Here is a 25,884-nt window from a genome sequence, read left to right on the forward strand (position 1 = left end):
TGAAGCTGGTATTGGTTTTAAAACTAATTTCTCTGAGGATGTTGATTTTAGATTTGAATATAATTATGAAGGTAGAGATTCATCTTTCTCTAATCAAACTTTATCTGCTAAAATCTCTTGGAAATTTTAGTATCTTTATTCCCCCTAAAACGAAATATCTTTTTCGTTTGGGGTTTTAATCTTAATTTTTCTCTCTTGTTTCAATATACTCTTCGTAAGTACCTTTAAAATCTAAAATTGAACCATCATTTTGAATTGCAATAATTCTATTTGCATAAGCATCTAATAACTCTCTATCATGAGATACACAAATTACTGAACCATCATATGAATGTAATGCTTCTCCTAGTGCAATAATTGCTTCTAAGTCTAAGTGGTTTGTAGGTTCATCTAAAATCATGAAATTTGGTTGTTCAAGCATGATTTTAGAAAGCCACATTCTATGTTTTTCTCCCCCTGAACAAGCTTCAACTTTTTTCTCTTGCTCTTGTCCATTAAAAAGCATTCTTCCTAAACAGTTTCTAATTTCATTAATATCAGCTTCTCTATCAAAACCTCTTAACCAATCATAAAGTGTCATATCACCTTTTATAATATCTGTTGCATTTTGAGGAAAGTATCCATTTTGAATTGTTGCTCCCCAATGAACTTCTCCACTATCAGCTTTTACATTTCCCATTAGTATTTCACATAAAGTTGTTTTACCAATACCATTTGGTCCAATAAGAGCAATTTTATCATCTTTTTCTACTGTAAATGAGATATTATTTAATACAACTTTATCATCATATGATTTATTAATATCTTTTACCATAAGAAGCTCTTTTCCTACTTCTCTTTTTTGCTTAAATACAATAGATGGATCTCTTCTGCTTGAAAGCTGGATTGAGCCAACATCAAGTTTTTCAAGTTGTTTTTGTCTAGAAGTTGCTTGTTTTGCTTTTGAAGCATTTGCACTAAATCTTGCAATAAATTTTTCAAGTTCTTCTTTTTCTTTTAACTTTTTATCTCTATCTGCTGCATGTTGTTTTGCTAAAACTGTTGATGCTATATACCAATCATCATAATTACCTGTAAACTCTCTAATTTGTTTATAATCAACATCTAAGATATGTGTACATACTGCATTTAAGAAGTGTCTATCGTGAGAGATTACAACCATTGTACCTTCATGATGTTGAAGTTGATTTTCTAACCAACCAATTGTTTCAATATCAAGGTTATTTGTAGGCTCATCTAAAAATAATACATCTGGCTTTGGATATAAAACTTGTGCAAGTAAAACTTTAAATTTATCTCCACCTGTTAATGTACTCATTAATTCATTGTGTTGAGAAGCAGGAAATCCTAAATCTTCTAAAATCTTTGTAATTTTTATATCATATTCATATGTTGGGTCTTCTTCAACACTTATAATTTCTAATTCACCTAATCTATTATTTACTTCATCAGTAAACTCTGTACTCATATATAACTCTTCTTTCTCTTTAATAGCGTTATATAATCTTTTATTTCCTAATAAAACCGTATCAAATAGTGTGTACTCTTCAAAAGCAAACTGGTTTTGACTTAAAACACCTACTTTTTTTCCACTTTGAATTTGAACTTCACCTTCAGTTGCGTCTTCTTCTCCTGAAAGTATTTTTAAAAAAGTTGTCTTACCCGCACCATTTGCACCAATAAGACCATATCTTTTCCCTGTATCCAATTTTAAATTTATATCTTGAAATAAAACTCTTGGACCAAAAGCTTTCTTCAAATTAACTACTTGTACCATATAAAATTAACTCCAATATTATAATCTGTCGCGATTATAACGAAATGTTTCTAATTTGAAAGTTAGAAAAGCAAAAGAAAAATAGTTTTTACAAAAGCAGTTTTTCTTTAGCCACTTTTTTACAATAATAATGTTATATGTGCTAAAATGTTGTACTATTTTACAAAAGAGGCATAATGAAAAATCTATCTATTAAATTAAAGCTAATAATAATCTCTATTTTATCGCTAATATTTCTTTCTTCTATTTTAGGATTTATTTCTATAAAACAGACAAAGAAAACACTAATTGAGCAAAAATATGAAGCTTTAACTTCTACTAGAGATTCAAAAGTAAAACAGTTAGATGAATTATTTAAACTTTACACAAAACAAGCGCATCTTTTAGCTGATACTTCTTATGCAAAAGATTTAACAACACAGTTTGAAAAAATTGGAAAAGAGTTAAAAGTTGATGCATATGCTGAATTTCCAACAGATAATAAAATAGTAAAAAAAGCAAATGAAAAATGGGATACTTTTTATAAAACATATACAAATACTTACCCTTTTACAGATATTTTATTAATTTCAAAAGATAATGGACATATCTTTTATACTTTTAAGAAAAAAGCTGATTTGGGTCAAAACTTAAGAACAGGAAGTCTAAATAAATCTAATTTAGCAAAAATTTGGCAAAAAGTAAAAAGAACAAGAAAAGTTTCATATATTGATATGCAAGCATATGCTCCTGATAGCTATAAACCAGCTATGTTTTTAGCTAGTCCAGTTTATGTAAATGGTGATTTTAAATCTGTTTTAGTTCTAAAACTTGATACAAACAGTATTCAAAATATTATGGCTTTTAGAAGTGGATATTCAAAAACACATGAAGATTATTTAGTAGGAGAAGATTATCTTATGAGAAGTGATAGTCATATTGTTCCTACTACCCACTCTGTTCTAGCATCTTTTAAAAATCCAAAAGTTGGCTTAAATAATACAGTTGCAGTAAAAGAAGCGTTTAAAGGTTTTACAGATACAAAAATTATAAAAGATTATCGAAATAAAGAAGTTTTATCTTCTTATACTCTATTTAAAATAGATGATAATCTCTCTTGGGCAGTTGTATCAGAAGTTGAATTAGATGAAGTTTTAAAAGTTCCCAATGAATTAACAAATACATTGATTATTATTAGTTTAGTAGCCTTTATTATTGTTTTTTCAATTTTATACTTTGTAATTCAAAAATATATTATAAACTCATTAAATAATTTTCAAGATGGGTTATTGAATTTTTTTATGTATTTAAATAGAGAAACAAATGATATTCAATTACTTGAAGATAGTTCAAAAGATGAAATAGGACAAATGAGTAAAGTTGTAAATGCAGGTATAAAAAGAACAAAACAAAGCATAACAAAAGCAGATATTGAAAACTGGATAAAAGATGGTGTTAATCAATTAAATCAAATTTTAATTAATCTAAAAGATTTAAAAGATGTTACAGATGAATCTATAAATTTTATTAGCAATTATGTAAACGCAGGCGTTGCTGTTCTTTATATCTATGAAGAAGATAATAAAAAGCTAAAGCAATACTCTAGTTTTGCCCATGTTTCAAGAGATGAATTATCAAATGAGTTTTCATTGGGTGAAGGAGTAGTTGGGCAAGTTGCTTTCCAAAAAAAACCAATACTTTTAAAAAATATTAAGAAAAATGAAGCATTAATTACAACAGGTACAGTTACACAAAATGCATACAATACATACACTTTTCCTTTAATATACAATAATGAGATTTTTGGAGTAATAGAGATTGGTTCGTTTGATGAGTTTGAGCAAAAAACATTAAGCTTTTTTGAAAATGTAAATAGAGCAATATGTATTGCAATTTCAAGTGCAATAAAAAATAAAAAAGTAAAAGAGCTTTTAGAACAAACAAAATTGGCAAATAAAGAGTTAGAGATAAACCAACAAAAACTAGAAGAAGCAAATGCAAACATGGAAGAGCAACAGCAACAACTAGAAGAAGCAAATGCAAACATGGAAGAACAACAGCAACAACTAGAAGAAGCAAACGCAAATATGGAAGAGCAACAGCAACAATTAAAAATCTCTGAACAAAACTTAAAACAACAAAATAGACTTTTAGAAGAGACAAAAAAAGATATAGAAAAAAAAGCTCAAGAGTTAGAACAATCAGGGAAATATAAATCAGAGTTCTTAGCAAATATGTCCCATGAACTTAGAACTCCACTTAATTCTATTATTCTTTTATCATCATTGTTGCAAAAAAATAGTAAACATACTTTATCAAATGATGATATAAAAAAAGCAAATACAATTTTTGAATCAGGAAATGAACTATTAAGATTAATCAATGATATTTTAGACCTTTCAAAAGTAGAATCAGGAAAAATGGAAGTTATTGTAGATGAGTTTAATAGTATTGATTTATTAGAGCAAATGAAAGAGACTTTTAACTATACAGCAATAGAAAAAGGTCTTGAGTTTAATATTGTAGATGAATACAACAAAACAATATTTAATGATAAAGATAGAATTTCACAAATTATTAGAAATTTAGTTTCAAATGCTTTAAAATTCACAAAACAAGGCTCAATTACTTTAAGTATTAAAGCTTCAAAAGATTTAACTAAAGATTTTTGTATAAGTGTAACAGATACAGGAATTGGTATTGCTAAAGAAAAACAAGATTTAATTTTCAAAGCCTTTACTCAAGCAGATGGTGGTACAAGTAGACAATATGGAGGAACAGGATTAGGTTTATCAATATCAAAAGAACTTAGTAGGCTTCTTGGTGGATATATCTCTCTTAGTTCACAAGAGAATAAAGGCAGTACTTTTAGTGTTGATTTACCAAATCTTCATAAAGAAAAAAATCAAGTAGAAGAAAAGATAAAAAAAGAGGAATCAAAACCTACATATAAAGAGCTAATAAAACCAAAAGTTACAAGTTATGTTGAAGACGATAGAGAAATATTAGACTCAAGTAAAGAGGCTTTTTTAATAATAGATGATGATGAAATTTTTGCTCAAATTGTATATGAAGAGATTAAAAAAAGTGGGAATTTTGGACTTGTAGCGTTAGATGCATCTAGTGGGTTAAACTTAATAAAAAAATACAATATAAAAGGTGTTTTATTAGATTTAACACTTCCTGATATGGACGGAGTTGATGTATTAAAAAAATTAAAAGCAAAAAATGAAACAAAAAATATTCCTGTTCATATTATCTCTTCAAAGGATAAAAATAGTGAAACTTTAAAACTTGGAGCTATTGGATACTTACAAAAACCAGTTCTTGATGGAGATATTAACGGAGTAATTGATTCAATAGAAAAAATCAATAGAAAAGATATTAAAGATTTATTAATAGTTGAAGATGATGACATTCATAAAGATGCTTTAATTGAGTTAATTGGTACAGATGACATAAATATAAAAGGAGTTAAGACTGCTCAAGAAGCAATTGATGAAGTTAAAAAAGAGCAATATGATACAGTTGTAGTTGATTTAGCTCTTATGGATGGAAGTGGTTATGAAGTTTGCGAATATATAAAAAATAGACATCCAAAACTTCCTATTATTATATATACAGGAAAAGAGATAAGTAAAGAAGAGAAAATTAAACTTCAAGAATATAGTAATAGTATTATTATAAAAACAGCAAATTCAAATGAAAGAATATTAAATGAAATAAATCTTTTTTTACATAAAGAAGAGAAAGAAGAGAAAAAAGAGATATTTAAAGATGTAGATTTAAGTGAAAAGAAAATTTTGATTGTTGATGATGATATTAAAAATATTTTTGTATTAGATGCTGCATTAAAAGAGTTTAATGCTACAACTTTTACAGCTTTTAATGGACAAGAAGCTTTAGATTTTTTAGAAGATAAAAATAGTATTGATATAGATTTAATTCTTATGGATATTATGATGCCTGTAATGAATGGTTATGAAGCAATGGAAAAAATCAGAGAAAACAAAAAACTCAAAGATATTCCAATTATTGCAGTTACTGCAAAAGCTATGAAAGACGATAGAGAAAAGTGTATCAGTCTTGGGGCAGATGATTATCTTGCTAAACCTATTGATATTAAAGTATTGACTAACTTAATTGAGTTTTGGAGTAATAAAAAGCACAAATGATAAATATAGTTTCACAAAAAGTAGATGAAAATTTAAAGATTGTGGTTCAAGAGCTTGAAAAAAAAGAGGATATAAAAAAACTTCAAGAGCTTTTAAATACTACAAATAAAGTTGAAATAAACTTTTTAAATATACAAGTTATTTGTGAACAGATAATTATTGCTTTATTTAAGATAAAAAGTAATTTATCAATATATACAAATGAAAATACTTTAAAAACATATTTATCTAATTTAGGGTTTAATATCAAACTTCTAAAAGAGCAAAATAATAATAAAAATATTTTAAATTTAGATTATTTAGCATTAGCAGGAAGTGCTGGAAGTTTGAAAAAATTTATAAATATAATTGAAAATCTACCTGCATCTGAAATTTCAGTTTTTGTTATAATGCACCACAGACCAGATGAGAAAAGCTCTTTAAGTCAAATTCTTCAAACAAAAACCAAATACTATAAAGTTATTGAAGCTAAATCTGATATGAGAGTTGAACCTTCTACAATATATACTGCTCCTCCTGGAAAACATATGATTGTTATTGGTGGTTTTATATTTTTAACAGATGAAGCTAAAAGAAATTTTTCTAAGCCTTCAATTAGCACAAGTTTTGAATCACTTTCTAATGAGTATAAAAATAATCTACTTGCTATTTTAGTTTGTGGTTATGGCTCTGATGGTAGTGATTGTTTAAAACTTCTTAAAAATAATGGCACAACTGTGATAATTGAGAATCCAGAGGAATGCGAAGCAAAACCAATGCTTGAAAATGCTATAAAAACTAAGCAATATGATAAGATTTTATACTTAAATGAAATCAAAGAGTATATAAACTACTTTTTAAATAGCGAACCTTTTAATAAAGAAGAATTAGAAAACTTTTTAGATAAAATATATGAAGTTTATGGTTATGATTATAGAGGTTATAATTTAGAACATATAAAAAGAAGAATCAAACTTTTTTATAGTACTTTAAAACCAAAAAACTTTTATGAGTTTGAAAAAAAAGTATTAGATAATAAAAATATTTTTAAAGATTTATTTTTAAATATTTCAGTTAATGTCACTACTTTTTATAGAAACCCTGAAGTATTTAAGATTTTAAAAGAGAACTTACTTCTTAAACTTGATAGCTTTTTAGATATTAAGATTTGGTGTGCAGGTTGTAGTAGCGGAGAAGAACCCTATTCTATAGCTATATTTTTAAAAGAGCTTGGATTATTACATAAAAGTTTAATTTATGCAACTGATTTAAATGATATTGTTTTAAAAAATGCAAAAAATGGTTTATATTCAATGCAAAATTATAAACAGTTTTTAAAGCACTACTACCAAGCTGGAGGAAGTGAAAGTTTTAGTAAATATTTCAATCATTTTGAAAACTTTGTTCAAGTAAAAGATGAGATAAAACAAAGAATACTATTTTTTAGACATAATCTAGTTGAAGATAAAAAAATAAATGATTTTCAACTTATTTTTTGTAGAAATGTAATTATCTATTTTGATAAAGAGTTAAAAACAGATATTTTTGAACTTTTTAACCAATCTTTAGACTCTTATGGCTTTTTAGTTTTAGGAGAGAGTGAATCATTAGATAATCATGAAAAATTTATTACAATTGATAAAAGCAACAGAATATACAAGAGGAAAACATGAAAGAGATAAAAATTTTAGCAGTTGATGATATTGAAGCAAATAGAGTTTCACTACAATATCTAATTCAAGAATATTTAGATAATGTAGAATTAATATTAGCATCAAGTGGCGAAGAAGCACTTAAAATAACATATAAAGAGAAAATTGATATTATAATTTTAGATGTTCAAATGCCAGGACTTGATGGTTTTGATACAGCAAAATATCTAAAAAGTAATCCAAGAACACAAAATATTCCTATTATATTTTTGACTGCTGCTTTTAAAAGAGAAGAGTTTCAGCAAAAAGGGTTTCAAATTGGTGCTATTGATTATCTTACTAAACCTATTGAAGACCACCAATTAATCAATAAACTAAATCTTTATATTGAAGTTATTATAAAAAATAAACAATTGCAAGCAGTTAATGATAATTTATATAAAGCTTTACAAAAAGAGATTGAACTAAAAGAGCAAATTCAAAAACAACAACTTGAGTTAATAGAACAAAGTAAAATGGCTGCACTTGGAGAAATGATAGGAAATATTGCTCATCAATGGAGACAACCTTTATCTCTTATTTCTACTTGTGCTTCAGGAATCAAACTTAACTTTGAACTAGGAATTGCAAAAGATAAAGAAGTAAAAGCCTCTATGGAAAATATTATGAATACAACAAAAGAGTTATCAGAAACAATTGATAATTTTAGAGACCTTTCATATAAAGAAAAACTTGCAAAATTCAACTTATCTAAAATTATAAATAAAGCTATTAAAGCAAGAGAACATTTAATAAAAGACAATAACATTGAAATTATTACAAACTTGGACAATTCAATTGAACTTACAAACTTACCTAATAGCTTAGTTCAAGCTTTAATTAATCTAATTCATAACTCAAAAGATGCCTTAGAAAAAATTGATTCAAAACGATATATTTTTATTGACTCATATATAAATAAAGAGAACCTTATTGAAATTACTATTACAGATAATGCAGGAGGAATTAAAACTAATTATTTAAATAAAGTTTTTGAGCCTTACTTTACTACAAAGCACCAAGCACATGGAATTGGACTTGGATTAAATATCACTTATAAAGTTATAAATGACTCAATGTCTGGAAAAATAAAAATCAAAAATAGTAAATTTACTTATCAAGAAACAGAGTATGAAGGTGCTTGTGTGACTATAACTCTACCTTTTAAAATCTAAAATTTCTTACATTAAAATATTTTTTATTTTCATTATATATTAAGGTATATAACGTTAATATTTTATCGTTATATATTTAAATACATAAGGAAATAGATGCAGTTTGATTCATCACTTACACTTTTAAACCTAGATACTCCTTTTTTATTAGAAAAAAGAATAAAACTTTTACAAGCTATTGAAAAAGAAGGCTCTATTAGTAAAGCTGCAAAAACTGTACCTATGAGTTATAAAACTGCATGGGAAGCAATTGATAGTATAAATAACCTTTGTCCTAGTATTGTAGTTGAAAAAGAGACTGGTGGGAAAGGTGGCGGTGGAGCAAAACTAACCTCATATGGAAAAAATCTTATTGAAACTTATACAATTTTACAAAAAGAACATGAAAAATTTTTAAAAAAACTTACTAGTCTTACTGACTTTAACACGGGAAGTTTAAAATCACTTAAAAGGGTCTCTATGCAAATTAGTGCAAGAAATCAATTAGCTGTTAAAATAGAAAAAATTGTTGAAGATAATGTTAATGCAAGTATTACTTTAAAAACTAAAAGTTCACAAAAAATGGTTTCTAATATTTCAACAAATAGTGTAACAGCACTTGGTTTAAAAGTAGAAGATGAGATTATCGCTATTTTTAAATCAAACAATGTAATGATTGCAACAAGTCAACTTCTAGGATTTAGTGCCAGAAATAAACTTGAAGGAGTAATAAAGACTTTAAACTTTAGTGAAGTAAGTTGTGAAGTAGTACTTGAAATCTCAACTCATGAAACAATCACTTCTGTAATAACTAAAGAAGCAGCCTTACAACTTGAATTAAAAGTTGGGCAAAAAGTATTTGCCGTGATAAAATCATCAGATATTATGTTAGGAAATTAAGGAGAACAGATGTTAAAAAAGATAGTTTTAAGTAGTGCACTTTTAGTAAGTAGCCTATTTTCAGGGGATATAAATATAGCAGTTGCTGCAAATGTATCATATGCAATTGATGACTTGAAAAAAGAGTTTAATAAGCTTTATCCAAATACAAATGTAAAAGTTACTTTAGGAAGTAGTGGAAAGTTAACTGCACAAATAAAAAATGGCGCTCCATATGATTTGTTTATGGCTGCAAATATGAAATATCCACAAGCCTTATACAAAGAGGATTTAGCAGTGACAAGACCTTTAGTTTATGCACAAGGTTCGCTAGCTTACTTAAGCAAAAAAGCTCTTGATTTTTCAAAAGGTATAGCGTTAGTAAAAGATAAAAGTTTTAGAAAAATTGCAATTGCAAATCCAAAAACTGCACCTTATGGAACTGCAAGTGTTGAGGCTATGAAAAATGCAAAAGTTTATGAAAAGATAAAAAATAAATTAATTTATGCAGAATCAATTTCTCAAACAGTTACATATGCATTAACTGCTGCTGATGTTGGTTTTATCGCTAAATCATCTTTATTTTCAGATAAGATGAGTAAATACAAACAAGGAGTTAATTGGTATAGCGTTGATACAAAACTTTATACACCTATTAATCAAGGTATTGTACTTCTTAAAAAAGCACAAAGTAATAGTGAAGCAAGTGCATTTTATAGTTTTATTTTAAGTAAAAAAGCAAAAAAAATATTTGAAGAGTTTGGATATTTAGTACCATGAATGAGTTTAAAGCAGTAGTTTCTAAAATTGATAATCTTGATAATTTAAATATTGTTGAGTTTAGTTTTTTTGATATAACCTTATCTATGATGAGTTTAGATTTACATAATATTGAAGTTGGAACAAAAGTTTTACTTACAGTTAAAGCTTCAAATGTAGCTATTGCAAAAGAGTTGCAAGGTCAAATAAGCCTTGCAAACTCTATTAAATCACAGATTATCAAACTTGACATGGGAAAACTATTAACAAGTATAAAACTACAACATAATGATACTAGTATCACAAGTATTATTACTACAAAATCAGCAAAAAGACTAAATCTTAAACAAAATGATTGTGTAAGTGCTATATTTAAATCAAGTGACTTATCTATAAAAAAGGTGATAAATGATTGAGTTATTATCAAGCATTGAGTATGGTCCTTTTATTTTATCTTTTAAATTAGCTTTTATAACAACACTTATTTTATTTATTTTAGCAATGCCTCTTAGTTGGTACCTTTCTCAAACAAAATCAAAAATAAAACCAGTTTTAGAAGCAATAACAGCTCTACCTTTAGTTCTTCCACCATCGGTTTTAGGTTTTTATTTACTTTATACACTTTCATATAACTCTAGTTTAGGAAGTTTTTTTGATGAGTATTTAGGAGTACAACTTGTATTTAATTTTACAGGATTAGTTATTGCTAGTTGTTTTTACTCTCTACCTTTTATGGTTCAACCTTTACAAAGTGGTTTTGAAAGTATAAATAAAAATATGCTTGAAGCTAGTTATATTAGTGGTAAAAGTAAATTTTATACTATATTTAAAGTAGCCCTTCCAAATATAAAACCCTCACTATTAACTGCTCTTATTGTTACTTTTGCTCATACAGTTGGTGAGTTTGGAGTTGTATTAATGGTTGGTGGAAGTATTCCAGATGAAACAAAAGTAGCCTCTGTTGCTATATATGAGTTTGTTGAAATTATGGATTATAAAAGTGCACATATTTATAGTGCTATTATGCTAGTAATTAGTTTTTTAGTGCTTTTAAGTGTTTATATTTTTAATCAAAAACAAAAAAAGAGTTTTTTATGATAGATATTGAAGTAAATAAAGAGTTAATTGGTTCAAATGGAAAAATGAATTTAGATATTAAACTAAATATAAATGAAGGTGATTTTATTGCTCTTACAGGACTTAGTGGAAGTGGTAAAACTACCCTACTTCGAATACTTGCAGGATTAGAACAATCAAAAAGTAAAATTAAAGTTGATAATAAAATTTGGCAAGATAATAAAAAGTTTTTGCCACCTCAACAAAGAGAGATTGGTTTTGTTTTTCAAGATTACGCACTTTTTACAAATATGAGTGTAAAACAGAATCTTTTATATGTAAATAAAGATGAAAAACTTGCAAATCATCTTTTAGAATTAACAGAGCTATCACAACTTGAAAATAGAAATGTTACATCTTTAAGTGGAGGACAAAAACAAAGAGTTAGTTTATGTAGAGCCTTGATGAACCGTCCTAAACTTCTATTAATGGATGAGCCTTTATCAGCACTTGATCCATCTATGAGAACGAAACTTCAAGATGAGATACTCACACTTCATCGTGAATTTAAAACTACAACTATCATGGTAAGTCATGACCCAAGTGAGATTTATAGATTAAGTAATAGAGTAATAGTTTTACAAGATGCAAAAATCATAAAAGATGGTAATGCAAAAGATGTCTTATTAAAAACAAGTGGTAGTGCAAAGTTTTCTTTTGAAGGAGAGCTTTTAGATATTGTAAAAGTTGATGTTATTTATATAGCTATTATATCTATTGGTCAACAACTTGTAGAAGTTGTTTTAAGTGAAGAAGAAACTATAAATCTTCAAATTGGTTCAAAAGTAAGGGTAAGTACAAAAGCCTTCTCTCCAAATATATCAAATTAAGGACTCTTATGAAAAAACTGTTATTTATATCAATTTTAACTATTACAATAGTTAATGCAAGTGATTTTAAAATTGCAGCAGGAGCAGGATATAAAAAACCTGTACAAAAAATCTTGAAACTATATAATAAAAAAATTGACGCTTTCTATGGAAATATGAGACAAGTAAGTACTCAAGCAAAACATACTGATTTAGCTTTAGTTATAGGAGATAAAAACTTTTTACAAAATAAAAGTAATATTGATTTTATAAAATATACTTCAATAGGAGAAGGTAAAGCTGTACTTGCCTACTCTAAAAAAACAAAAATAAACACTCTTAATGAAATATTATCAGATAAAATAAAAAGAGTATCAATGCCACATCCTAAAAAGGCTATTTATGGAATTGCTGCTATGCAAATACTTCATAACTCTAAATTATCTTCTAATATAGATGAAAAGCTTTTTATAACGGCTACTGTTCCACAAGTTACAACATACTTAATAACAAATGAGATTGATGCAGGTTTTATAAATTTAACTTCTGCACTAGCAAATAAATCAAAACTTGGGGGATATATTGAAATAGATAAAACTCTTTATTCAAAAATTGATATAGTTGCTGCTTCTACAAAAAACTGTAAAGATGAGTGTAAAGAGTTTTTAAACTTTTTACAATCTAAGAAAGCAAAAGATATTTTTACACAATTTGGTCTTTAAAAATGGATTATTCTATGATTTTAAACCCTTTAATTTTAAGTGCTAAAACAGTGGGTGTTAATTTAATATTATTTCTTACAATAGGAGTATTTTTAGCTTTTTTACTTTCAAAACAAGGGTTTAAATTTAAATGGTTAGTAAATACAATAGTAACTTTACCTTTAATTTTTCCTCCAATAGCAATAGGATTTTTTCTTCTATTGTTATTAGGTAGAGATGGAATAATTGGTAGTATCTTTTATAAGTTTGATATATCTTTCATTTTTTCATTTCCTAGTTTAGTTCTAGCTGGATTTATTGCAGGTCTTCCTCTTATGGTAAAACCTTTACAATCTGCAATTGAGCAATTTCCCAAAAATATGGTAGAAGCTTCATATTTAAGTGGAAAAAGTAAAATAAATACTCTTTTATTTATTATACTACCTTGCATAAAAAAAACTCTTTTAGCTTGTTTGCTAATAGCTTGTGCAAGGGCGCTAGGAGAAGTAGGAATTACTCTTATGTTAGGAGGAAATATTATAGGTAAAACAGATACTATTTCACTTGCTATATATAATGCAGTATTTGATGGGGATTATAATTTAGCACTTATTTTAAGTGGTATATTAATAGTTATATCACTAATATTTTTTATAATCCTAAATTTTTTACAAACAAAACAAAACCACATTTAAAAGGAAAAAGATGTTTAATTTAACAAAAGAAGAGTTATATAGATATATCAATGAAGATTTACCTTATTTAGATTTAACTACACATATACAAAAAGAGAAGCAAAAGAAAGCCACATTAGAGATATATACAAGAGAAAATATTATAGTTGCTTGTAGTGAAGAAGCAGCAAGTATTGCAAAACTTTTAGGTTGTAAAGTAAAGATGTTTAAACCTTCTAAAACAAAGCTTAAAAAAGGCGAAGTAATTCTAAAAATAAAAGGAACTTACGAACAAATTCAACAAACACTAAAACTATCTCAAGTACTTTTAGAATATAGTTGTAAAATTGCTACACAAACAAATAATATGCTAAAAATCATCAAACAACATAATAGTATTTGTGAACTATTAACTACAAGAAAAACTATTCCTTTTAGTAAAAAAATGTGTATAAAAGCTATCCTTTGTGGAGGTGCATTGCCTCATAGACTAGGTCTTAGTGAATCAATACTTTTTTTTGATTATCATAGAAAAATATATAGTACAAATGAAGAGTTTTATAATCAAATAACTAATTTTAAAAAACAGCTTCCAGAAAAAAAAGTAATCATAGAATCAGAAACATTAAAAGATGCAAAAAATCTTATGAAATATAATGTTGATGTTATTCAACTTGATAAAATGCCTTTAGATGAAATAAAAGAACTTGTAGATTATAAAAATAGTAATTATCCCCATATTAAATTACTTGTTGCAGGAGGAGTAAATCTATCAAATGTAGAGAAATATGCAAAACTTCAAATTGATGGAGTAGTTACAAGTAGTATTTACTCTTGTGGAATGGCAAATATTGGATGTGAGTTAAAAATTAAACACTAAAAATAACCTACAAACTAATTAATAATTACTATAAACTTTCAATATAAAGGATTTAATATGTTAGAAGGTTTATATGTAATTACAGATGATATATTAACACCCAAAGATAGTATATTAGCAAGTATAAAAAATGCACTTGATGGTGGAGCAAGAATCGTTCAACTAAGAGATAAAATAAGTACTGATGAACAAATTGAATCACTAGTACTTGATATACAAAACATATGTAGAAGTTATAAAGCAGATTTTATACTAAATGATAGAGTAAAACTTGCTATAAAACTTCAATGTGATGGATTACATGTGGGTAAAAGTGATTATGACAATATAGAGTTTATAAGAAAAAACTTTAAAGGCATTCTTGGAGTATCTTGTTATGATAGTATAGCTCAAGCAAAAAAAATGCAAAATATGAAAGTTGATTATGTAGCTTTTGGTTCTATGTTTAACTCACCTACTAAACCAAACTCTAAAACTATTCCCTTAAAAATATTAACACAAGCTAAAGAAGAGTTAAGTATTCCTATATGTGCAATAGGTGGAATAAATAATAAAAACATTGACACTGTTATGTTACATAATCCTGATATGATAGCAATTATTAGTGATATATGGAAAAGCGATAATATAAAAAATAGAGCAACTTTTTATGAAAACTATTTTAAAAAGGATTATAAATGAAATGCAAATGTAAACAAACATTTAAAATATGTGAACAAGAAAGTAAGATACACTTCATTTCACTAGTTCCAGAACTAACAAAAAAGCTTGCTTTACTTTTTGATAAATTATCATTAAAGTATAGTAGTTTAGATGGTATTCTTACTTTAAAACAAGATAATCCAAAAATCTTCTTTGAAGAGAATTTTGATGCTTTAAAAACATACTTTAACTCTTTAGAATTAAAAGAAATAAAAGTATATATAGAAAATGAAAGACATAAACTCTCTTTTGCTACTATTTTAAGTGCAAAACCTTTAGAAAAATTTTTAAATTTTATTGAAGATAGAACTTTTTTTGATATTTTAGAAAATAGAAGTATAACTTCACACTTCCAACCAATAATAGATATGAATAGTGAATCTATATTTGGTTATGAAGCACTCGTAAGAGGTGTTATGCCAAATGGAGATTTGGTATATCCTGATGTTTTATTTGAAAAATCTGCTAGAAATGATATGGATTTTAACTTTGATAGATTATGTAGAGAAAATGCGTTAAAAACAACAGCTGTAAAAAAAGTTGATGCAAAAGTATTTATCAACTTTATTCCAACAACTATTTATGACCCAAAATTTTGCCTTGCTTCTACTGTAAAATGGGCAAGACAGTTAGAGTTTGACCCTAAAAATATTGTTTTTGAAGTTGTTGAGACACAAAAAGTTCAAGATAAAGAACATTTAAAAACAATTTTAAACTATTATAGAGAGCAAGGTTTTTTAATTGCCCTTGATGATGTGGGAGAAGGATACTCTTCTTTAAATATGATAATTGATTTAAAACCTGATATTATAAAAGTAGATAGAAACATAATAAACAATATTGACAAAGATGAGATGAAGCGTTCAGTATATAAAGCATTGAGAAATCTTGCTATGGAAAATGATATTAAAATCTTAGCTGAAGGGGTTGAAACGCCTTATGAATTAGCTACATTAAAAAATATTGGACTTGATTATGCCCAAGGTTACTATTTTGCAAAACCAACAGCGGAGATTGTCAGACAAATATGAAACTTTTTTTAGTGTATCCTCATCAACTATTTGAAAATATAAAGAACCTTAAAGATAAAAAAGTAATTTTAATAGAAGAGCCTCTATTTTTTACACAATATAATTTTCATATTCAAAAACTAGTTCTACATAGAGCTAGTATGAAATTTTATGAAGATTTTTTAAAAACACATAATATAGAAGTTGAATACTTTGAAGATGAAAGTTATTTAGAAAAATATAAAAATGAAGAGATTTATATTTATGAAGTTTTTGATAACTACTTAGAAAAAAAGATATATAAAAACTTTAAAAATATTTATACTTTAAAAAATCCAAATTTCTTAAATGTTGAGGATAAAAGTAAATTTCTACATAACTTTTATGCAAATAGAAGAAAAGAGTTAAATATATTTATGAGCGAAGGAAAACCTTTGTATGGAAAATATAGTTTTGATAGTGAAAATAGAAAAAAACTTCCAAAAGATATATTTATTCCTGTAACTTTATCTTATGAAAATAGATATATAAAAGAAGCAAAACAGTATTGCAAAAAATTTAATTACATAGGAGAAATTGAGAGTTTTAATTATCCTGTAACTTTTCAAGAAGCAAGACTACAATTTGATTATTTTTTGAAAGAAAAATTTGATAATTTTGGGAACTATCAAGATGCAATAACAAAAAAAGAAGGATTAGAGTATCTTTTTCATTCAAACTTATCAAGTAGTTTAAATATTGGATTATTGAATTTACATGAAGTAATAGATGCAGCCATAAAAGCAAAAGCTCCATATAATGCAAAAGAGGGTTTTATAAGACAAATAATTGGCTGGAGAGAGTTTATGCTAAGAATTTATCAAGATGAAGGTACAAAACTTAGAAACTCAAATTTTTTTAATTTCAAAAAAACTATCCCAAACTCTATAATTAATGCAAATAGTGGTATTACAATTCTTGATGATGTAATAAAAAAAATAAATAAAACATCATATGCACATCATATTGAAAGATTAATGATTTTAGGTAATATATTTGTATTATTAGAGATACATCCCAATGAAATACATAAATATTTTATGAAAAACTTTATTGATGCTTATGATTGGGTAATGGTTGGCAATGTTTATGCTATGAGTGGATATAGTGATGGAGGAAGTATTACTACAAAACCTTATATTTGTAGTTCAAATTATCTAATAAAAATGAGCGATTATAGCAAAAAAGATAGTTGGTGCATTATATTAGATGCTCTTTATTGGAGATTTTTACATAAATATGGACATCTATTCAAAAAAAATCCAAGAATGAAAATGCAACTTTCACTTCTTGAAAAGATGTCTGTACAAAAGCTTCAAAATCATATTAAAATTGCAGAAGACTATCTTCAAAAAATAGATTACAAATTGTAATATTTTTTAGTTTTAATTCTAAATTTTTATAAAATAAAATCATGAAAAAAGATATATATGAAAAGATGCAAGTCTTAGCAAATAGTGCTAAATATGATGTTAGTTGTAGTTCTAGTGGAAGTGATAATAATCATAAAACAGGAGAATTAGGAGCAACTCATAATAGTGGAATTTGTCATACCTTTACAGCAGATGGAAGATGTGTTTCTTTATTAAAAGTACTACTTACTAATTATTGTATATATGATTGTGCTTATTGTATAAATAGAAAAAGTAATGATATTAAAAGAGCTGCTTTTTCTCCTAGAGAACTTGCTGATATTACTATTAATTTTTATAAAAGAAACTATATTGAAGGTCTTTTTTTAAGTTCAGGAATAATTGATAATGAAGACCATACTATGGTTTTAATTTTAAGAACTTTAAAAATCTTAAGATTTAAGTATCACTTTAATGGTTATATCCATGTGAAACTAATACCAGGAGCTGATAATAGACTTATTGATGAAGTTGTATCTTTAGCAAATAGAGTAAGTTCAAATATTGAGCTTCCAAGTGATAAATCACTAAAACTTCTTGCACCAAATAAAACTAAAGAAAAAATATTACAACCTCTTAAACATGCAAGAGATAGAAGTTTACAAAATGATACAAAGCCTATTGGTATGAGTACACAATTAATAGTTGGTGCAACTCCTGAAACAGATAAAGATATTTTAAAACTTAGTTCTGTTTTATACGATAAAGCATTACTAAAAAGAGTATATTATAGTGCATATATACCAGTAAATGATGAAAAAAATCTTCCTTCACTTATAAATAAACCTCCTTTACTTAGAGAACATAGACTTTATCAAGCTGATTGGCTATTAAGATTTTATGATTTTTCTTATGATGAAATAGTAAATGAAGAGTATCCTAATCTTGACGAAGATGTTGACCCTAAAACTTCTTGGGCATTACATAATTTAAGCTATTTTCCAATGGAGATAAATAAAGCAAGTAAAGATGAACTTCTTAGAATCCCAGGAATTGGAGTAAGAGGAGTATTTAAAATATTAAAAGCTAGAAAATTTAAAAGTTTAGATTTTGAAGATTTAAAAAAACTAAAAATATCAATTAAAAGAGCACAATATTTCATAACTTGCAAAGGGAAATATCACTCAAAAGTCTCTTTTAGTAAAGAGACAATAAAACAAGCAATTATTGCACCACCTAAAAAAAGAATAATACAACCATCACTATTTGATATAGAATATAGTGCTATTACAGGAGAGTTATGATTATTGTTTATGATAAGAGTTTTGAAGGGTTTTTAACTTTAGTTTATGATGTCTATTATGATAAATTAAAACCAAGCTCAATATTAAAAGATAGCCCAAATAGTTTAATACTTGAAGATTTAAAACAGATTCAAACAGATGAAATAAAAGCTAAAAAAGTGCTTGAAGCTATAAAAAAACATTTTCCAAAAAAAGCTTTTCAAACAGTATTAAATATTTTCATGTGTGATAAAGAGGAGTTTGAATTACACCTATTAAACTATATAATAATTGGCTTTAAAAATAGACATGAACTTTTTAATATAAACAACCATTCAATCTTTTTTATACAAAACCTTGAAAAACAACTATTTAGAGCAAATCACAAAATGAGTGGTTTTTTAAGATTTGAAGAACTTGAAGATAAAACTTTATATGCAAAGCTTGAAAGTAGATTTAATCTTTGCTATTTTTTAGGTAAACATTTTTATAAAAGATTAAATAATCAAAACTATATAATCCATGATATAAACAGAAAACTTGCATTTATAAAAGATGAGAACTCTATTAAAGTACAAAATATTGCTTCATTCGAAGAACCAAGCTTATCAAAAGATGAACAAAAGTTTAAAAAACTATGGAATAGCTTCTTTAAAGCTGTTAGTATAGAATCAAGAAAAAATGAGAAATTGCAAAAGAGTTTAGTTCCTTTACTTTATAGAACTTATATGACAGAGTTTCAAAATTAATTTATACTTTATTATTTGTATTGTTTACTTATAATTTTATAAAATAGTGATGAAATAACAAAAAAAGTATATTAATACTTTAAATGTTTTATTAAAATAATTAAAATATTAGATGAAAGGATAAAAAATGGAAAGTTTAGTACAGGTTTCTATGATTGTTACTTCATTAGCAGTAATTAGTTTAATTTCATCAGTAGTTTTTGTAAAAGCAAAAACATATAATAAATAGATTAAAGGGTCTAAAATGGAAAGTATAGTTCAACTTTTAGTTTTATCTACAGCATGGTTTGTTGCACACTTTAATGCCTTACTTATTTTACCATAAGGAAAAGGTATGTTAAAAAAAAGTTTACTAATTATATTATTACTATTTATATCAGGATGTTCAACTAAACATCCACCACTAACAACTGTAAATAGTGTAAATATAAACAAATATTTAGGTACTTGGTATGAGATTGCAAGATATGAACATTTTTTTGAAAAAGGATGTAAAAATGTAACTGCAACTTATACATTAAATAAAGATAATACCTTAAAAGTAGTAAACAAATGTACAAAAATAGATACAAATAAAAAAAGTAGCGCAACTGGTGTAGCATATGCTACAAGCAAGTCTAATAGTAAGCTAAAAGTTAGCTTCTTTAGACCCTTTTATGGGGATTATTGGATTTTAATGCTTGATAAAAATTATAAATATGCAGTTGTAGGAAGTCCTTCACGAGAGTATTTATGGATACTATCAAGAACTTCAAAACTAAATAAAAAAAGTTTAAATAAGATTTTAGAAAAACTACCTAAACTAGGTTTTCCTACAGAAAAACTCATTTGGACAATACAAGAATAATATGATAAAAAGAAAAATTGATAAAATACTTTTAAGAAAAAAATCTTTAGATGAGAGTATGCAAGAGCATGACTTAAATAGACTAATTGAAATGGCATGGCAAGATAGAACTACTTTTGATGCAATTTACTTACAATATGGATTAACTGAAAATCAAGTAAAAAATAGAATGAGAAAATTAATTAGTAAAAAAGCTTATAATAGATGGAGAAAAAGAGTTCAAAAAAGAGCTACTAAACATAAAAAGAAGCTATATCATAAACCTAATAGATTTCAAGGTCCTTGGTAATTACTTAACAAAAAAACAATACTAAATAGTTTATAAAAGTGATATAATTAAATAAAAAGGAAGTTATTATGTTAAAAGAGTTAATTTACACAGGAATTGGAGCTACTTCTTTAATCAAAGATAGAGTTGAAGATGAACTAAAAAAATTGGAAGAGAAAGGTAAAATTGATAAAGGTGATATAAAAGGTTTTATTGAATCTTTAGAAAAAAAAGGAAAAGAGCAAGATGAAGAGTTTAAAGAACAAATCAAAAAAAGTATAAAAGAAGCAATAAGTGAACTTGGACTTGTTACTAAAGATGATTTAGAAGAGTTAAAAAAGGAATTAAAATAAAAACTTTTTTTAAAAATCTTAATCTTTATTCATTAAAAAGAGTTTATAAAGTCTTTAAATTCTTACTTACTACTTATCTTGTTATAAAAAAGAAACATAGTTTTTTAGGTTTAAAACCTTTAAAGCCCAAAGAGTTTAAAACTACTATTATTAGTTTAGGTGCAAGTTTTATAAAGCTTGCACAAGTTCTAGCAACAAGAGCTGATTTTTTTAATGAAGAGTATCTTTTAGAATTAAAACAACTTCATGATAAACTTCCTTCAATGCCTAAAGAAGAGTTTGAAGCGGTATTTTCAAGAGCTTTTAAAACAAATATTTTTAAAAGTTTTAATAAAAAAGCAATTGCTTCAGCATCAATTGGTCAAGTTCACGAAGCATACTTACATTCAGGTGAAAAAATTGCAGTTAAATTAAGAAGAGAAGGAATAAAACAAAGGGTTCTTGCGGATATAAAGATAATTAATTTTTTCAATTTTATATTTAAGCCACTATTTTCTCACTATACAAAAAACTCTATTGAATCGGTAATTAAAGAGTTTTCTTCAATGATTGTTCAAGAAGTTAGTTTAAATAATGAGCTTCAAAATTTGAAAAAATTTTCTCTTACTTACAAACAAAGTAAAATATATTTTCCAAAACCTTATGAAGAGTATTCAAGTGATGATGCTTTAGTGATGAGTTTTGAAGAAGGTTTTAGGTTTGATGATAAAGAGGCTATTTTTAAAAATAACATAGATTTCAATGAGATAATCTCAAACCTTGTAGATTTCTATACAGAACAAATGCTTATTAAAGGTTATTTTCATGCAGACCCACATCCAGGAAATCTTTTAGTAACAAAAAATAGTGAAATAATTCTTTTAGATTTTGGAATGGTTAAAACTGTACCAAATGACTCAAGAGTTGCAATTATAGAATTAATCAAAGCAGCAAATGAACAAGATTATGAGTTATATATAAGTGCTAGTAAAAGACTAGGAACAATTGCATATGAAGCCCCTACTTCAGAGCTTGCAGTTTTTACAAGTAAAATGTTTGAGATTTTTTCAAACAATAATTTAGATAGTGAATCTATGCAAAAACTTGCTTTTGAGGTATTAGAAAGTACTAGAGATTTACCTTTTAAACTACCAAGTGATGCTATTTATATTTTAAGAGTAAGTGCTATTATTGAAGGCTTAGGTACTACTTATATTGAAAACTTCAATGGAATAAAAGATATTTTGCCTATATTACAAAATAACCTTCCAAAGGCTTTAGGAGCAAAAGATTCAATTGTTGAAACATTAATTGATGAAATAAAAGATATTCCTTTTACTATAAAAGATTTTAAATCAACACTTAAACAAGCAAGTGAAGGTGAATTAAAAGTTGAATTATCAAAAAATCAATTAGACTTTTTGAAAAAAGAGCTAAAATCTTATATAAAACCATACATTTTTGCAACTACACTTATGATAAGTTCAATTTTTTTAATTCTAGTTAACAAAGATTTTAAAGAGATTGCTATTGTTTTATTTACACTTTCTATTGCTAGATTACTATTCAAATAAAATTTATGACTTTTTTATGATTTAATTATAAATAAAATTTTAAATTATTTTACTAACTTTTTAATTAAGAAAACTAATTCAATTAAGCTAATAAAATATAATTAAAACTATATAGGAGTTCTTATGAATTCTATTAATAATGAAATAGAGTTAGAAATAAAATCTTTTTTAGTTTCTGAAACAGATGAAGAAGGAATGATAAAATTTGCAAATGATGAGTTTTGTGAATTTTCAGAATACTCCTTGGAAGAGTTAATAGGACAAAATCATAATATTGTAAGACATCCTGATATGCCTGCAAAAACTTTTCAAGATTTATGGGACACAATAAAATCAGGGAAAAGATGGAAAGGCTTTGTAAAAAACAAATCTAAAACTGGTAAATTCTATTGGGTTTATGCAACTGTTTATCCTTATACTTCATGTGATGGAAGTAAAGGGTATATCTCTTGTAGAAGAAAAGCTTCAAGAGATGAGATAGAAAAATATTCTAACATATATAAACAGATGAAATAAAAGGAGTTTACTATGATTAAATACAAAGACTTTTCAATAAAAACTAAACTATTTACTTTAACTATTATTCCTTTAATATTTATTATTATTTTATCTTCACTTTTTATATATAAAGAGTATAAAAATAAAAATGAATATTCTACTTTAAAACAGCTAATAAAAGTTGATTCTAATATATCACTTCTTTTACATGAAATACAAAAAGAAAGAGGTATGAGTGTAGGATATATAGGAAGTAATGCTAAAGAGTTTAAAAATAAACTTATAAGACAAAGAGAAAAAACTAATAATCAAATTAAAAATTTTGAAAATAGTTTTAAAAATTTGAATAAAGATGATTTATCAACTCATAGTTTAGAAATTGTAAATAATGTTTTTGATGAGTTTAGAAGTTTACAAAATATAAGAAATAGAATTGATAATTTAGAATTATCAACAAAAAAAGCTTTAAATTATTATACTTTAATAAACTCTTTATTATTAGATTTTATTGCAAGAACATCTTCACTCTCACATGATACAAGTACAACAAAAGAGATATTATCTTTTTATAATTTTCTAATGACAAAAGAAAAAGCTGGTATAGAACGCGCTATTGGTGCAAGTACCCTTGCAAAAGGTAGTTTTCAAGATGATATGTTTAGTAAATTTACTAGTTTAATCTCTACTCAAAATCAGTATCTAAAACAATTTAGAACATATGCAATTGATGAACATTTAAATTATGTTGATAATAAACTCAAAGATAACTCAATAAATGAAGTACAAAAAATTAGAGATATATTAACCAATTCACAAAAGAAGCTAAAACTAATAATCTTAATGCAAGAAAATATAGGTTATGGAGGTATAATACATGATTTTAAAAACTTTGTTTTAAGAAAAGATTTTAAATATAAAAATAGAGTAGAAAACAAATATAAGACTTTAAAAGAGTTAATTAAAAAGTATAAAAATGATTTTTTTATATCAAATAGAGAGCTTAAACTTTTAAATCGTATTGAAGCTGTTTTTAAAGAGTATTATACTGGTTTAAATGTTATTGAAAACTCTATATTTAAAAATGTAAATACCACACAAATAGATAAATTGGTAAAAGTAGATGATACTCCTGCAATTGAAGCCATTCACGAACTTAAAAACAAACAATTTGATATAAAATCTACTGTTTGGTTTGATACAATAAGTAAAAAAATAGAGATATTAAAACAAATAGATGATTATCTTTCTAAAGAGTTATCAACAAAAGTAGCAAATAAATATGATAGTGTATCTACATATTTTTATATAAATGTTATTGTTTTAATAATTGCATTAATAGTTATTTTTCTTTTAACTGCTTTAATTTATACAAATATTTCAAAATCTGCTAAAAGTATTTATACAGGTATTGAAAGATTTATGAGATACATAAATAGAGAAATAAATGAGATTAAAGATATTGAAATACATGGTAATGATGAGTTTGGTAAAATTGCTGAAATGGCAAATAAAAATATGAAAAGAATAAATGATGATTTAGAAGAGGATATGCTTTGCGTAGGAGAAGCAATCTTAGTTTTAAATAGGATGAGAGAAGGATATTTTAATTGTAGGATAAAATCAACTGCAGCTAATCCTCAAATTCAAACTTTTGTTTATTCTGTAAATAAAACCTTAGATATACAAAAAACTCTTTTTGATGAAATCTTACAAACTTTAAATAGTTATACAAATTATGACTATACTAAAAGTATCATAAATCAAGAAATAAAAGGGGACATGGCTAAACTATTAGAAGGAATAAATAGCTTAAAAGAGTCAATAACTCAAATGCTTCTTAAAAATCAAGATGTTGGACTTACATTGAAAAGTAGTTCAGGAGTATTACTTAAAAATGTAGATATTTTAAATAAATCCTCAAATGATGCAGCAGTTAAGCTTGAAGAAACAGTAGCTGCTTTAGATGAAATAAGTGGAAATATAACATCTACAAATACAAATGTTAAGCAAATGTCACAAAATGCAAAAATATTAACTAACTCTTCAACAGAAGGAAAAAATCTAGCAAATCAAACAACAGAGTCTATGGAAGAGATAAATAGACAAGTTGAAGCAATAAATGAAGCTATTACATTAATAGACCAAATAGCATTTCAAACAAATATTCTTTCATTAAATGCAGCAGTAGAAGCAGCAACTGCTGGAGAAGCTGGAAAAGGTTTTGCAGTTGTTGCACAAGAAGTTAGAAACTTAGCTAGTAGAAGTGCTGAAGCTGCAAACAAAATAAAACAGATTGTAGAGAACGCTACAGAAAAATCAGCAAAAGGTAAAACTATTGCTTCTTCTATGATTGAAGGATACAATAGACTAAATGAAAATGTACAAAAAACCGTATCTTTAATAGAGAATATTCAAAGTGCATCAGCAGAACAAACAGAGGGAATAAACCAAATAAATGATGCTTTAAATAGTTTAGATAAACAAACACAACAAAATGCAAATGTTGCAACTCAAACAAACGATATTGCACATGAAGCTTCAAATATTGCAAAATCCGTAGTAAAAAATGTAAAGAAAAACAATTTTAAAGGCAAACTTGAAGATTTATAAACTATAGTTAAAAGAGCAAAATAGACATACAAAAAACCTTATTTTAG

23 protein-coding genes are annotated in these 25,884 nt (G+C 26.0%); 22 read left to right on the plus strand and 1 reads right to left on the minus strand.

What is annotated here, in order from left to right; translation table 11 throughout:
- Positions 1-181 precede the first annotated feature (181 nt).
- Positions 182-1,777 (minus strand): ABC-F family ATP-binding cassette domain-containing protein, encoded by a 1,596-nt coding sequence (locus CP960_RS03120; RefSeq protein ID WP_101183778.1) that lies wholly within the window; start codon positions 1,775-1,777, stop codon positions 182-184.
- Between the two features lie 176 nt (positions 1,778-1,953).
- Here CP960_RS03120 and CP960_RS03125 point away from each other — a divergent pair, with 176 nt between their 5' ends.
- From CP960_RS03125 to CP960_RS03230, 22 genes are all read left to right on the plus strand, one after another.
- Entirely contained in the window at positions 1,954-5,931 is a 3,978-nt protein-coding gene (locus tag CP960_RS03125; protein WP_101183779.1) for a response regulator, read from the plus strand.
- Positions 5,928-7,583 (plus strand): CheR family methyltransferase, encoded by a 1,656-nt coding sequence (locus CP960_RS03130; protein WP_101183780.1) that lies wholly within the window; start codon positions 5,928-5,930, stop codon positions 7,581-7,583. The genes CP960_RS03125 and CP960_RS03130 overlap by 4 nt, the downstream gene beginning before the upstream one ends.
- Positions 7,580-8,776, plus strand: coding sequence for a hybrid sensor histidine kinase/response regulator (locus CP960_RS03135; RefSeq protein ID WP_101183781.1), 1,197 nt, complete (start codon positions 7,580-7,582; stop codon positions 8,774-8,776). Before CP960_RS03130 ends, CP960_RS03135 begins: the two co-directional genes overlap by 4 nt.
- 96 nt (positions 8,777-8,872) lie before the next feature.
- Positions 8,873-9,655 (plus strand): TOBE domain-containing protein, encoded by a 783-nt coding sequence (locus CP960_RS03140; RefSeq protein ID WP_101183782.1) that lies wholly within the window; start codon positions 8,873-8,875, stop codon positions 9,653-9,655.
- A gap of 9 nt (positions 9,656-9,664) precedes the next feature.
- Positions 9,665-10,414 carry a molybdate ABC transporter substrate-binding protein gene (modA, locus tag CP960_RS03145; RefSeq protein ID WP_101183783.1) on the plus strand — a complete coding sequence of 250 codons (750 nt, stop codon included), beginning with the start codon at positions 9,665-9,667 and terminating at the stop codon, positions 10,412-10,414.
- Positions 10,411-10,809, plus strand: coding sequence for a TOBE domain-containing protein (locus tag CP960_RS03150; protein WP_101183784.1), 399 nt, complete (start codon positions 10,411-10,413; stop codon positions 10,807-10,809). The genes modA (CP960_RS03145) and CP960_RS03150 overlap by 4 nt, the downstream gene beginning before the upstream one ends.
- Entirely contained in the window at positions 10,802-11,491 is a 690-nt protein-coding gene (gene modB / locus CP960_RS03155) for a molybdate ABC transporter permease subunit (RefSeq protein ID WP_101183785.1), read from the plus strand. The genes CP960_RS03150 and modB (CP960_RS03155) overlap by 8 nt, the downstream gene beginning before the upstream one ends.
- Positions 11,488-12,339, plus strand: a complete 852-nt coding sequence (locus tag CP960_RS03160; protein WP_101183786.1) for an ABC transporter ATP-binding protein — start codon at positions 11,488-11,490, stop codon at positions 12,337-12,339. The genes modB (CP960_RS03155) and CP960_RS03160 overlap by 4 nt, the downstream gene beginning before the upstream one ends.
- Before the next feature lie 8 nt (positions 12,340-12,347).
- A complete protein-coding gene (gene modA, locus CP960_RS03165; protein WP_101183787.1) occupies positions 12,348-13,040 on the plus strand; it encodes a molybdate ABC transporter substrate-binding protein in 693 nt (230 codons plus the stop codon).
- A gap of 14 nt (positions 13,041-13,054) precedes the next feature.
- Positions 13,055-13,714, plus strand: coding sequence for a molybdate ABC transporter permease subunit (gene modB / locus CP960_RS03170; protein ID WP_228151998.1), 660 nt, complete (start codon positions 13,055-13,057; stop codon positions 13,712-13,714).
- Positions 13,715-13,724: 10 nt separating this feature from the next.
- Entirely contained in the window at positions 13,725-14,573 is an 849-nt protein-coding gene (modD, locus tag CP960_RS03175) for a ModD protein (RefSeq protein WP_101183789.1), read from the plus strand.
- Between the two features lie 57 nt (positions 14,574-14,630).
- A complete protein-coding gene (gene thiE, locus CP960_RS03180; RefSeq protein WP_101183790.1) occupies positions 14,631-15,254 on the plus strand; it encodes a thiamine phosphate synthase in 624 nt (207 codons plus the stop codon).
- Positions 15,251-16,306, plus strand: a complete 1,056-nt coding sequence (locus CP960_RS03185; protein WP_101183791.1) for an EAL domain-containing protein — start codon at positions 15,251-15,253, stop codon at positions 16,304-16,306. Before thiE ends, CP960_RS03185 begins: the two co-directional genes overlap by 4 nt.
- Positions 16,303-17,697: a cryptochrome/photolyase family protein gene (locus CP960_RS03190; RefSeq protein ID WP_101183792.1), complete on the plus strand. Its 1,395-nt coding sequence runs from the start codon at positions 16,303-16,305 to the stop codon at positions 17,695-17,697. The genes CP960_RS03185 and CP960_RS03190 overlap by 4 nt, the downstream gene beginning before the upstream one ends.
- A 41-nt stretch (positions 17,698-17,738) precedes the next feature.
- Positions 17,739-18,980, plus strand: a complete 1,242-nt coding sequence (locus CP960_RS03195) for a putative DNA modification/repair radical SAM protein (protein WP_101183793.1) — start codon at positions 17,739-17,741, stop codon at positions 18,978-18,980.
- Positions 18,977-19,708 carry a TIGR03915 family putative DNA repair protein gene (locus tag CP960_RS03200; RefSeq protein WP_101183794.1) on the plus strand — a complete coding sequence of 244 codons (732 nt, stop codon included), beginning with the start codon at positions 18,977-18,979 and terminating at the stop codon, positions 19,706-19,708. The genes CP960_RS03195 and CP960_RS03200 overlap by 4 nt, the downstream gene beginning before the upstream one ends.
- Positions 19,709-20,042: 334 nt before the next feature.
- Entirely contained in the window at positions 20,043-20,555 is a 513-nt protein-coding gene (locus CP960_RS03205; protein WP_101183795.1) for a lipocalin family protein, read from the plus strand.
- Between the two features lies 1 nt (position 20,556).
- Entirely contained in the window at positions 20,557-20,844 is a 288-nt protein-coding gene (locus CP960_RS03210) for a TIGR03643 family protein (protein ID WP_196778322.1), read from the plus strand.
- 68 nt (positions 20,845-20,912) lie between these two features.
- Entirely contained in the window at positions 20,913-21,176 is a 264-nt protein-coding gene (locus CP960_RS03215; RefSeq protein ID WP_101183796.1) for a phasin family protein, read from the plus strand.
- A complete protein-coding gene (locus CP960_RS03220) occupies positions 21,173-22,729 on the plus strand; it encodes an ABC1 kinase family protein (RefSeq protein ID WP_101183797.1) in 1,557 nt (518 codons plus the stop codon). Before CP960_RS03215 ends, CP960_RS03220 begins: the two co-directional genes overlap by 4 nt.
- 123 nt (positions 22,730-22,852) lie before the next feature.
- Positions 22,853-23,245, plus strand: coding sequence for a PAS domain-containing protein (locus tag CP960_RS03225; protein WP_101183798.1), 393 nt, complete (start codon positions 22,853-22,855; stop codon positions 23,243-23,245).
- Between the two features lie 12 nt (positions 23,246-23,257).
- Positions 23,258-25,837, plus strand: a complete 2,580-nt coding sequence (locus CP960_RS03230) for a methyl-accepting chemotaxis protein (RefSeq protein ID WP_101183799.1) — start codon at positions 23,258-23,260, stop codon at positions 25,835-25,837.
- The last annotated feature ends 47 nt before the right edge of the window (positions 25,838-25,884 follow it).

It is taken from the genome of Malaciobacter halophilus, from assembly GCF_002837275.1.
Taxonomy (GTDB): domain Bacteria; phylum Campylobacterota; class Campylobacteria; order Campylobacterales; family Arcobacteraceae; genus Malaciobacter; species Malaciobacter halophilus.

Coding starts and splice junctions, on each gene's coding strand:
- modB (WP_101183785.1), top strand. CDS start 10,802: ATGATTGAGTTATTATCAAGCATTGAGTATGGTCCTTTTATTTTATCT.
- CP960_RS03130 (WP_101183780.1), top strand. CDS start 5,928: ATGATAAATATAGTTTCACAAAAAGTAGATGAAAATTTAAAGATTGTG.
- CP960_RS03215 (WP_101183796.1), top strand. CDS start 20,913: ATGTTAAAAGAGTTAATTTACACAGGAATTGGAGCTACTTCTTTAATC.
- CP960_RS03150 (WP_101183784.1), top strand. CDS start 10,411: ATGAATGAGTTTAAAGCAGTAGTTTCTAAAATTGATAATCTTGATAAT.
- CP960_RS03190 (WP_101183792.1), top strand. CDS start 16,303: ATGAAACTTTTTTTAGTGTATCCTCATCAACTATTTGAAAATATAAAG.
- thiE (WP_101183790.1), top strand. CDS start 14,631: ATGTTAGAAGGTTTATATGTAATTACAGATGATATATTAACACCCAAA.
- CP960_RS03205 (WP_101183795.1), top strand. CDS start 20,043: ATGTTAAAAAAAAGTTTACTAATTATATTATTACTATTTATATCAGGA.
- CP960_RS03135 (WP_101183781.1), top strand. CDS start 7,580: ATGAAAGAGATAAAAATTTTAGCAGTTGATGATATTGAAGCAAATAGA.
- modA (WP_101183787.1), top strand. CDS start 12,348: ATGAAAAAACTGTTATTTATATCAATTTTAACTATTACAATAGTTAAT.
- CP960_RS03185 (WP_101183791.1), top strand. CDS start 15,251: ATGAAATGCAAATGTAAACAAACATTTAAAATATGTGAACAAGAAAGT.
- modA (WP_101183783.1), top strand. CDS start 9,665: ATGTTAAAAAAGATAGTTTTAAGTAGTGCACTTTTAGTAAGTAGCCTA.
- CP960_RS03230 (WP_101183799.1), top strand. CDS start 23,258: ATGATTAAATACAAAGACTTTTCAATAAAAACTAAACTATTTACTTTA.
- CP960_RS03125 (WP_101183779.1), top strand. CDS start 1,954: ATGAAAAATCTATCTATTAAATTAAAGCTAATAATAATCTCTATTTTA.
- CP960_RS03225 (WP_101183798.1), top strand. CDS start 22,853: ATGAATTCTATTAATAATGAAATAGAGTTAGAAATAAAATCTTTTTTA.
- CP960_RS03120 (WP_101183778.1), bottom strand. CDS start 1,777: ATGGTACAAGTAGTTAATTTGAAGAAAGCTTTTGGTCCAAGAGTTTTA.
- CP960_RS03200 (WP_101183794.1), top strand. CDS start 18,977: ATGATTATTGTTTATGATAAGAGTTTTGAAGGGTTTTTAACTTTAGTT.
- CP960_RS03195 (WP_101183793.1), top strand. CDS start 17,739: ATGAAAAAAGATATATATGAAAAGATGCAAGTCTTAGCAAATAGTGCT.
- modB (WP_228151998.1), top strand. CDS start 13,055: ATGATTTTAAACCCTTTAATTTTAAGTGCTAAAACAGTGGGTGTTAAT.
- modD (WP_101183789.1), top strand. CDS start 13,725: ATGTTTAATTTAACAAAAGAAGAGTTATATAGATATATCAATGAAGAT.
- CP960_RS03210 (WP_196778322.1), top strand. CDS start 20,557: ATGATAAAAAGAAAAATTGATAAAATACTTTTAAGAAAAAAATCTTTA.
- CP960_RS03140 (WP_101183782.1), top strand. CDS start 8,873: ATGCAGTTTGATTCATCACTTACACTTTTAAACCTAGATACTCCTTTT.
- CP960_RS03160 (WP_101183786.1), top strand. CDS start 11,488: ATGATAGATATTGAAGTAAATAAAGAGTTAATTGGTTCAAATGGAAAA.